This is a genomic window from Nostocoides jenkinsii Ben 74 (genome assembly GCF_001046875.1).
In the GTDB taxonomy this organism is placed as follows: Bacteria; Actinomycetota; Actinomycetes; order Actinomycetales; family Dermatophilaceae; genus Nostocoides_A; species Nostocoides_A jenkinsii.
Genome location: NZ_HF571038.1, coordinates 3,173,389 through 3,178,355, shown reverse-complemented (window position 1 = coordinate 3,178,355; position 4,967 = coordinate 3,173,389). Strand labels below are relative to the sequence as shown.

Genomic DNA, 4,967 nt, shown 5'->3' with positions numbered 1-4,967 from the left:
CCATGCCGAGACCAGACCGAACACAGACAGAACAGTCAGACCGAGACGACAAGAACCAGACCGAGACGACCAAGACCACGAAGAACGACCAGAACAACAACGACACGAAACGCCCAACGCCGAAGGCGTCAACACGAACCGACCACAACGACACGACACGAACACCGCGCCGAAGGCAAGGGCGCGCAGCGCCCGACGCCGGAGGCGCTTCATAAAGGACACCGCGCCCCGGCCCCGCACATCGGCTACCGCCGGACCAGCCGCCGCGGATCAGAACCGCGCCGGGGAGTGTGCGATATGCACACCGCCATCACTGACGCTGTGGGTTTGACCACTGACGGCGAGTCACTGCGCTCATCCCAAGCATGGAAGACCTCGCCGACCCCAACGCCGTCCCTGGAATCGTCAGCCTGGAGCCGCGCGTCCTCGAATGCGAGGAATGCCACGATCGCGCCGACGCCGACACCATCGGGCTACCGCTGACGGGGCTTCGGAACCCGGCCCGTGGTGCATCTCCTGTCCGGGTTCAAGTTCCACCACCTCGGCTGGCCGGACGGGTCGAACCCCAGGCGGTGCCACCGCTGCCGCCTGGGGCGCGGTTGCACCTGTCACGCTTGCGAGTTTGAGCGTCGCGGCTACCCGCAGGACGCCTCGTGAATACCGCCGGGATCGCACCGGGAACCGTCGTCGCCGTCATCGGCTCGCAGGACATGGCGGAGATCGAGATCGGCGCCCTGTCGACGGACGGTGAATCCATTCTTTCGACCTTGCGCTATCACCACATCATCGGCTGCTGGTCGGTGCCGCCGCATCGGATCGCCATCGTCGACACCGACACCGTGCTGCCCTGGTCTACCGACGTCGCGGAGCGCCTGGCGCGGGAACGACGTTGGGTCGAAAAGGCTGAGCGCGCCGCGATGATCGCGGAAGCGGATGCGCGCCGGAACGACGTCAACAGGCGTATCAGCGATCACCTCGACGGAGTCGAGGTGATCGTCAAAGTTGAAGTGAGCGCGTAGGCGCTGCAGGCCTCGCGACTTCCACATGGATGCCGTGGCTGGGCTCACGTCGATCCCGAGGATCGCCGTGACCTCTTGCGCGAGGTCGTCGGCGGTCATCCAGTCGTAGTCGTCTTCGAAGGTGTGATCGAGAGGGAGTCGACGCCACCCAGCTGTGCAAGCCTCGTCAACTCTTTCTTGATGTAGTTGGTGGCGACCTTCTGTATGTAGGTCACAACATGGGTGACGTCGTTGCGTTCGATCTGCTGGATGAGGCGGGCCACAGCTTCAAGTACCGCGTCCTCGGCAAGTTGAGGATTCCCCGGGAAGTGACTCTCCAACGTACGGACGATGCCATCCAGCCGTCGATCATTGAGTAGAGCCCTGATCTCGCCCTCAACGCGCCGACGCCTCGCCGCCCCGTCAGTTTCCTCGCTCACGGGGAATAGAGTCCCGGGACCCCGCCGAGATATCAGTTCAGAGGCAGAAACTTGTCTCCAGCTCGAGCTGCCGTCGGTGGCCGGTCAGGGCCTGGTCTGCCGTGGGGTCGAGCAGTCGACTAGCACGACGCCCCAGCCTGCGACCTGATCGCGGCCTGGTGGCAAGACGGCCCAACGACCGGCCCGGAGGGGCCGGTTCAAGACTGAGGGCCTCACGCTTGGCGTGGGCCCTCAGTGTGACTAGTACAAGGAGACTCCGGCTCGCGTAAAGACGATCCGCTGTATCCGACGTGGCTACGCCAGGTCGTCGGATTCCGCTCCCAGTGGCGTCGGCAAGACGGGTCGCTGTGGCGGGTGGCGAAACTGCCCGCCGAGGTGCCGGACATCAGCGGCTGGCCGCTGCGCTCAGAGCAGCCATGAGGATCACTTCGAGCGGGGTCGAACGGGAAGGCCGCCTGCGCAGCGACCGCCTCCGCGAGGGCACCGCCGGCCGCCCACGGGGCGACGACGACCCGGTCGTCGGATGTGCGCTCGAACATGGACGGGTGCACGTCGAGGACTCGGAACCCGCCGCCCCCCCCTCCCATCCGGCTGACTTCGTGATCCCCGACGGGTCACGTCCCGCCACGACCGACTCCAGCCTGGGCATGACGTAGTGCTCCACCGTCTCCTGCTCGCGTTCGCAAGCGACCCACCGGCGGCCCAACTTGTGGGCGACCGCGGCGGTCGTGCCCGAGCCGACGAAGCAGTCCAACACGATGTCCCCCGGGTCGGTGGCGATCCGAACGATGCGCTCGACCAGTTGCTCAGGCTTCTGTGTGTCGAATCCGAGGCGCTCCTTCGACTGCGAGTTCAGCACAGTGATGTCGGTCCACAAGTCACCGAGCGCGACGCCACCCTCCTCGTCCAGGTAACGCTTGAAGCGCGGCATGGCACCTGGCTTGCCGGGCGTCTGAACGAAACCCGCCTCAGCGAGTGCATCGAGCTTCTGCCGAGTCGCCATTCCTGCCGCACTCGGCCCGATGAGTTCGTCCGCCAACTGTGGAGCCACCCAGTGCCGACGTCGAGCGGACACGTCGATGCCGCGCCACGGCTCCCCGCTGTCTCCCTTGCGCAGGCCCGGCGCAGTGAGGTCCCCGAGGGTGTATAGGCCCTTGTCATCCGAGCCGCTGTACTTGTCCTTCAGGTACTTCTCGTCGTAGGGCAGGAGCATGGGCCGAAAGGTTGCTGCGGCGGTCTTGGCGTACACGAGCAGGGTGTCATGCATGGTTCCGAGGTTGCGGACGGCGGCGGACTTTCCGGTGGTGCGCCGCCAGATGACGGTGTTCCGGTAGTTCTCTTCACCAAACACGTCGTCGCAGACCATCCGGGCCCTGTGGACTTCGTTGTTGTCGAGGTGGAGCCAGACCACCCCGTCGTCAGCGAGGAGTCGCCATATCTGTTCGAGCCGGTCTCGGATCATCGTGAGCCACACCGAGTGCTTGAGCGCGTCGTCGTACTGCGCGAATGCGCGCAGCGAGTTGAACGGCGGGTCGATGTAGCAGAGCTTCACCTTGCCGAGGTACTCGTCGCGGAACTCGGGGAGCGAGGCTAGGGAGCGAAGCGCGTGCAGGGCGTCGCCGCGGACGAGCAGGTTGTCGGCCGCTCGTTGTGCGTCCTCGTAGGTGTGACCCACGACGGCAACGCTGTCGAGTAGCCGGACCTCCGAGACTCGTTCATCGTGCGCGGGCACCCACTCGTAGGTGTTGTCGTCCCGTGCGAGTAGTCGCCGGTGCTGGTTGGTCCACGTGATGCCGACTCGGCCTTCGTATTGGGGTGTCACCACGGTCGAAGTATCGGCCGGGGCCGTCGGGTCCAGTCGCGTCATCGTCGCTCCTTCTTGCTGGGCTGGAGGTTTCGGGTGGTTTGGGTGGCGGTGGCGAGAACCGGGGATCTGGCTCGGGCGTCGTGGTCTAGACGTTCTCCGAACTCCTGGAGGATGGCCGCGATCTTGTCGGTGAGGTCGGCGAGGTGGAGGGCGGCTTCGTCGGGTCGCGTGCGTCCGCGTTGGAGGCGGCGGACACGGGCGATGGCCGCGTCCAGATCCTCGCGCAGCGACAGGAGGTCCAGCACCTCGTAGGGGTGCAGCACCACCGTTGAGGGGCTCTTGCCGCCGGTCGGGGCGTATGGCGGTGCCTCGTAGGTTTCGCCGGGGTGGGTGCGGGCGAACCGTGCGCGGGCAGCGCGGACGCGGTCCTGGTAGCGCTTGTACTCCTTGGCGTGGACCTCGCAGCGGCGGCTGCCTTGGGGTGCGCGGTGTGGAGTGCGGCCGCTGTCCTCGCACCACCAGTCGCCGTCCGTCGGGTACGTCACCGTCGCCCCTGGCAGGACAGTGGGAACCGGACGGGCGATGTCACGCGGCCAGTCTTGAGGATCGGGCGTGCGTGACTTCCTGCGACTCGCCGATGAAATCGCAGAACGTCACAACGCGGGTGTCCGGAGGGTTTGCGATCGTCGTGGCGTGTTCATCGGGCCGCGCCGTGTCGTGTCGGCGGTGGGAGGCAATCCCGTCGCCGATGTCGGCGTGCCCGTGTGCGGGGTCGCTGGCGGGTGGTCAGTCCCGGGGCCAGAGCGTGGTGCCGAGGCCGGTTTCGAGGCGGGCGAGGACGCGGGCTTCGAGGCGGGTCTTGCCGGTGCGGACGGCCTGGACGGTGCCGACGCTGATACCGCAGGCGCGGGCCACGTCGCGGACCGAAAGACCGTGGGCCTCCATGTGGGCGTCGAGGGTCGCGGCGACGTGTTGCACGGCCCGGGTGACGGCGGCGTCGAGCGCTTCGGCTTCCGGCTGGGCCGGCGCGTCGGGTCGCTCCGTCACTTGGATCAGCTCACAATGAGGCGACGCCCGGGTTGTCCAGGACCCAGCGGCAGGAGCAGGGGTCTCGGGGTCGTGATGCTCGACGTCGTGCGGGCAGGTGCGCTCCATGACACGCGGGTCGGCTCGCCAGTGCAGTGGCCAAGCGCGGGCAGGGGTGGTGGAGCACGCAAGCACGCCCGGCGCAAAGCTGCCGGCAGGTGGGCATTGATCATGCTGGCGCCCGTCAAGGGGGTGCCGTCGACGTCGGTGGCGCTATCGAGCCACCACGTGCCCGACTCGTTTCTGTTATCGGAGTCCTATCTGGTCGAGGGTGGAGATCCACCACCACGGCACCCAGTCGGTGCGTCCGTCGTGGGGCGGGATGGCACCGGTGCGCAGGCGGTAGGTGACTTGGTCGTCGGTCAGCTCAAGCCACGCGGGTAAGTCGAGTCTGGTGATCTGACCGGCGCCACCGTCGCGGCGACTGAAGTCTTTGGGCTCACCGGCCCGCAGTGCGCCGCGGCGGAACGCGGCGCGTGCTTTCGCGATCCCTTCGCACGCTCGTGAGCAGACGGTCAGCTTGCGGGCACGGGCGGTGGTAGGCAGATCGATACCGCAGATCGCGCAGGGGCGCGGCGTGCGGCCTCGGGGCAGGGCCTCGGCGCGGGCAGCAGCGGCGGCCGGTGCGACGGGCCG

General features: G+C 67.2%; 6 protein-coding genes. 1 reads left to right on the top strand and 5 read right to left on the bottom strand.

What is annotated here, in order from left to right; translation table 11 throughout:
* The first annotated feature begins 653 nt into the window (after nt 1-653).
* Nucleotides 654-1,019, top strand: coding sequence for a hypothetical protein (locus tag BN13_RS15215; RefSeq protein ID WP_048548064.1), 366 nt, complete (start codon nt 654-656; stop codon nt 1,017-1,019).
* A gap of 95 nt (nt 1,020-1,114) precedes the next feature.
* Here the strand turns inward: BN13_RS15215 and BN13_RS18885 are convergent, their stop codons facing one another.
* From BN13_RS18885 to BN13_RS19730, 5 genes are all read right to left on the bottom strand, one after another.
* A complete protein-coding gene (locus BN13_RS18885; protein WP_162199977.1) occupies nt 1,115-1,438 on the bottom strand; it encodes a sigma factor in 324 nt (107 codons plus the stop codon).
* A 385-nt stretch (nt 1,439-1,823) separates the two neighbouring features.
* Nucleotides 1,824-3,305: a site-specific DNA-methyltransferase gene (locus tag BN13_RS15210; protein WP_048548063.1), complete on the bottom strand. Its 1,482-nt coding sequence runs from the start codon at nt 3,303-3,305 to the stop codon at nt 1,824-1,826.
* The gene (locus BN13_RS15205; protein WP_048548062.1) at nt 3,302-3,790 is read right to left on the bottom strand and encodes a hypothetical protein; all 489 of its coding nucleotides are present in this window, start codon (nt 3,788-3,790) and stop codon (nt 3,302-3,304) included. Before BN13_RS15205 ends, BN13_RS15210 begins: the two co-directional genes overlap by 4 nt.
* A gap of 241 nt (nt 3,791-4,031) precedes the next feature.
* Nucleotides 4,032-4,292, bottom strand: coding sequence for a helix-turn-helix domain-containing protein (locus tag BN13_RS15200; protein WP_048548061.1), 261 nt, complete (start codon nt 4,290-4,292; stop codon nt 4,032-4,034).
* A 285-nt stretch (nt 4,293-4,577) separates the two neighbouring features.
* A partial coding sequence (locus BN13_RS19730) for a hypothetical protein (protein ID WP_048548060.1) occupies nt 4,578-4,967 on the bottom strand: 390 nt, incomplete at its 5' end.

What these genes read in the sequence shown, in the direction of transcription:
- BN13_RS15210 (WP_048548063.1), bottom strand. Translation starts at nt 3,305, where the DNA reads ATGACGCGACTGGACCCGACGGCCCCGGCCGATACTTCGACCGTGGTG.